This is a genomic window from Streptomyces hyderabadensis (genome assembly GCF_020404845.1).
Taxonomy (GTDB): domain Bacteria; phylum Actinomycetota; class Actinomycetes; order Streptomycetales; family Streptomycetaceae; genus Streptomyces; species Streptomyces hyderabadensis.
Genome location: NZ_JAIOJZ010000117.1, coordinates 1 through 4,894 on the forward strand (window position 1 = coordinate 1; position 4,894 = coordinate 4,894).

Below are 4,894 nucleotides of genomic sequence, written 5' to 3' on the forward strand. Positions count from 1 at the left end.
TGTCGCTGGCGGATGCGTGTGTGCTGGTGGCTGCTCGTGGGCGGTTGATGCAGGGGTTGCCGGCTGGTGGGGTGATGGTGGCGGTTCAGGCTTCCGAGGAGGAGGTGCTGCCACTGCTGGCGGAGGTGTCGGGCCGTGTGGGTGTTGCCGCGGTCAACGGGCCCGAAGCCGTCGTGATCTCCGGGGCTGAGGCGGAGGTCGAGCAGGTCGCCGCAGCCCTCGCGGCGCAGGGCCGTCGGGTCAAGCGGCTGACTGTGAGTCATGCCTTCCATTCGCCGTTGATGGAGCCGGTGCTGGAGGAGTTCCGGGCAGTGGTGGACGGGCTGGTCTTCCGTGAGCCGTCGGTGCCGTTCGTGTCGACGGTGACGGGCGCGGTCGTGGGGGCGGAGATCGCCGAGCCTGGGTATTGGGTGCGGCATGTGCGGGAGGCGGTGCGGTTCGCCGACGGGTTGCGGGCGTTGCACGGCTTGGGTGCGCGGCGGTTCGTGGAGGTGGGCCCGGACGGTGTGCTGGCCGGGCTTGTCGGGCAGGTGCTGGAGTCGGATGCGGTCGCTGTGCTTCGTCGTCGGGTGCCTGAGGTGCGGTCGGTGGTCGAGGCGGTTGGTGGCTTCTTCGTGCGGGGTGGGTCGGTCGACTGGCCGGTGCTGCTGTCCGGCGCCCGGCGTGTGGAGTTGCCGACGTACGCCTTCCAGCACGAGCGGTACTGGCTGGACGCCCCCGTCGGAGTCGGTGATGCCACGGCTGTCGGTCTGAGCGCGGCCCGGCATCCCATGCTGGGTGGTGCCATCACGCTCGCCGACCGCTCGGGCGTGCTGCTCACCGGGCGGCTGTCGTCGGCGACCCATGCCTGGCTGGCGGACCACGCCGTCCACGGCACCGTGCTCGTGCCGGGCACCGCCCTCGTCGAGTTGGCGCTGCGCGCCGGTGAGGAGGTCGGCTGCGACACCGTCGAGGAGCTGACCCTGCGGGCGCCGCTGATGCTCCCGGCGACCGGCGTCGGCGCCGTCCAGGTGCAGATCGTCGTCGGCGAACCGGACGCCGGAAACCTGCGTCCGGTCGACGTGTACGCCCGCGCCGACGACGACACGGCCGACGCTCCCTGGACCTGTCACGCCACCGGCCTCATAGCCCCGGGCACCGGGACCACGGGGGAGGAGGCCGCCGATTTCGCCGTCTGGCCGCCTCAGGACGCGGAACCGGTCGACATCAGCGGCTTCTACGACGCGATGGCCGACCGCGGTTACGACTACGGGCCCGTCTTCCGGGGCCTGCGCAGTGTCTGGCGGCGCGGCGACGAGGTGTTCGCCGAGGTCGCGCTGGCGAAGGAGGCGGCAGGAACGGCCGAGGAGTTCGGGGTGCATCCCGCCCTGCTGGACTCCGCCCTGCACGCCGCAGCCGCCGCCGCGGCGGACGACGAACGAGGTGACGGCGGCGCTCGCGTCCCCTTTTCCTGGCGCCGTGTCGAGTTGCACGCAGCGGGCGCCACGGCCCTGCGGGTCCACCTCACCTCCGCCGGGGAGACCCTGGCTCTCCGAGTGGCGGACACGGAGGGCCGGTTGGTGGCCTCCGCGGAGTCGCTGGTACTGCGCGAGGTGAGCCGGGCGCAGATGGCCGCGTCGCAAAGGATCGACTCCCTGTTCGGCGTGGAGTGGGTCCCGGCGCAGGCGACATCGAACGCGGTCGGCGAGACCTTGACGATGCTCGGGGATGGTCCCCTGGTTGATGGCGGTCGGGTGTTCGCCGATGTGGATGCGCTGCTGGCGGCTTCCGGGTCGGGTGTTCCTGGCACGGTGGTGGTGGAGTGCCGGGCTGCGGAGAACGTGTCGGTGCCGGATGCGGTGCGGGCGGGGCTGACGGACGTACTCGGTTTGGTGCAGGGGTGGGTTGGTGAGGAGCGGCTGTCCGACTCGCGGTTGGTCGTGGTGACGCGGGGCGCGGTGGGCGTGTCGGCCGGTGAGCCGGTGGATGTGCGGACCGCCCCGGTGTGGGGGCTGGTGCGCGCGGCGCAGGCGGAGCATCCGGGCAGGTTCGTGCTGGCGGATCTTCCGGCGGAGGCCGGTCCGGAGGAGCTGGTTGCGGGGCTGGCCTGCGGTGAGCCGCAGTGGGCCGTGCGCGAGGGCGCGGTACGAGTCCCCCGCCTCGTCCGGGCCCGCACGTCAGGCACCGTCGACGCCGACGCCCCTGCCGCCTTCGGCCGGGGCCCAGTCCTCGTCACCGGCGCCACCGGTACTCTCGGCAGACTCGTCGCCCGGCACTTGGTCGCGGCGCACGACGTGCGGGAGTTGGTACTGCTCGGCCGCCGGGGCCTCGCCGTCGACGGTATGGAGGTACTTCGCGACGAACTCAACGGCCTGGGCGCGACCGTGGAAGTGCTGGCCTGCGATGCGGCCGACCGCGGGGCGTTGGCCGAGGCCATCGGCGGACGCGAGTTGAGCGCCGTGGTCCACGCGGCTGGCGTCCTCGACGACGGCGTGCTGGAGTCCCTCGACGCCGCCCGCCTCGACACGGTGCTGCGTCCGAAGGTCGAGGCCGTCTGGAACCTGCACGAACTCACCCGTGACCTGGACCTGGACGCCTTCGTGGTGTTCTCGTCGGCCGCCGGGGTGTTCGGCAACGCGGGGCAGGCCAACTACGCGGCCGCCAACGTGTTCCTGGACGCCCTGGCCCAGAGCCGGCGTGCCGAAGGGCTCGTCGGTCTCTCCCTGGCCTGGGGGCTGTGGGCCGACGACAGCGCCATGACCGCCGGGCTCGCCGAGGCGGACGTGCGGCGGCTGTCGCGGTCGGGGGCCGGTGCGCTGTCGGTTGAGGAGGGACTCGCCCTCCTCGACACCGCCGCCACGGCAGACCACGACGGCCTGCTGATCCCCGTACGCCTCGACCTCGCAGCCTTGCGCTCCGCCGACACCGCGCCCGAGCAGGTGCCGCCCATGCTGCGCGGCCTCCTGTCCAGCCCGGCCCGGAGCCGACGCAGGGCCGCGGGGACCGAGACCGGCGCAGCGGCCGACCGTGGTGAACTCGCGCGTACGCTCGCCGTATTGGACGCCCAAGCGCGCGAGACCCATGTGCTGGACCTGATCCGTTCGGCCGTCGCGACGGTGCTCGGGCACGCCTCACCGGACGCGGTCGAGCCCGACAAGTCGTTCCGCGACCTCGGCTTCGACTCGCTGACCGCGGTGGAACTGCGGAACCGGCTCACGGCCACGACCGGTCTGCGCTTGCCCGCCACCCTGGTCTTCGACTACCCGACGTCGGCCGCCCTCGCCGACCACGTGCTGTCGCAGGTCGTCGGCGCCGCCGACCACGCCAAGGCCGACCTCGTGCCGGCCGCGGCCGACGCCGACGCCCCCATCGTGATCGTCGGAATGAGCTGCCGCTACCCCGGTGACGTCACGACGCCCGACGACCTGTGGGACCTCGTCCTGTCCGGCGGCGACGCCGTGTCCGAGTTCCCCTCCGATCGCGGCTGGGACCTGGAGAACGTCTACCACCCCGACCCCGACCACCCCGGCACCACCTACTCTCGCGAGGGCGGCTTCCTGCACCGCGCGGCCGAGTTCGACCCGGCGTTCTTCGGGCTCTCCCCGCGAGAGGCGCTGGCGATGGATCCGCAGCAGCGGTTGTTGCTGGAGACGTCGTGGGAGGCGTTCGAGCGGGCGGGCATCGACCCGGCCACGCTGCGCGGCAGTCGCACGGGCGTGTTCGCGGGCGTCATGTACCACGACTACGGCGCCCGGCTGCGAGAGGTGCCCGGCCACTTGGAGGGGCTGATGGGCACCGGCACGGCCGCCAGTGTCGTCTCCGGCCGTTTGTCGTACACGTTCGGGTTGGAGGGCCCGGCGGTGACCGTCGACACGGCGTGTTCGTCGTCGTTGGTGGCGTTGCATCTGGCGGTGCAGGCGTTGCGGTCGGGTGAGTGCGAGATGGCGTTGGCCGGTGGTGTGACGGTGATGGCCACGCCCGGCGCGTTCGTCAATTTCAGTCGGCAGCGGGGGCTTGCGCCCGACGGCCGCTGCAAGGCGTTCGGTGCGGGTGCGGACGGCACGGGCTGGGCCGAGGGCGCGGGAATGCTGCTGGTGGAGCGGCTGTCGGACGCGGAGCGTCTGGGCCACCCGGTCCTTGCGGTGGTACGGGGCAGTGCCGTCAACCAGGACGGCGCGTCCAACGGTCTGACCGCACCCAACGGTCCCTCCCAGCAGCGCGTGATCCGGCAGGCTCTCGCCAACGCGGGGCTGGAGCCGGGCCACGTGGACGCTGTCGAGGCGCACGGCACGGGTACGTCGCTGGGCGACCCGATCGAGGTGCAGGCGTTGCAGGCCACGTACGGGCAGGGTCGTGCGGAGGGGCGGCCGTTGTGGTTGGGGTCGTTGAAGTCGAACATCGGGCATGCGCAGGCTGCTGCGGGTGTGGGTGGTGTGATCAAGATGGTGATGGCGTTGCGGGAGGGTGTCCTTCCCCGCACTCTGCATGCCGACGAACCCTCTCCCCACATTGACTGGTCGGCGGGTCAGGTACGGCTGCTCACCGAACCGATCCCGTGGCCCGAGGCCCGGGAGCCGCGGCGGGCGGGGGTGTCGTCGTTCGGGTTCAGTGGCACCAACGCGCACGTGATCATCGAGCAGGCCCCCGAGCCCACCGCACCCGCGGAGGCCGAGCCCTGGAACGGGCGCGCCCTCCCGTGGGTCCTGTCGGCGGCGTCCCCTCAGGCCCTGCGCGCCCAGGCGCAGCGTCTGCGCTCACACGTCACCGAACACCCCGAACTCCGGCCGGTGGACGTGGCCTTCTCTCTCGCCACCACCCGGAGCGCGCTGGCACACCGGGCCCTTGTCGTCGGCACCGACCGCGACGAACTCCTCACCGCCCTCGACACCCCGGTGGAGATCACTGACACCGCGAC

At 72.4% G+C, this 4,894-nt stretch carries 1 protein-coding gene; it reads left to right on the top strand.

Annotation, left to right across the window (positions count from 1 at the left end; genetic code table 11):
* A partial coding sequence (locus tag K7854_RS37065) for a type I polyketide synthase (RefSeq protein ID WP_226030955.1) occupies positions 1-4,894 on the top strand: 4,894 nt, incomplete at both ends.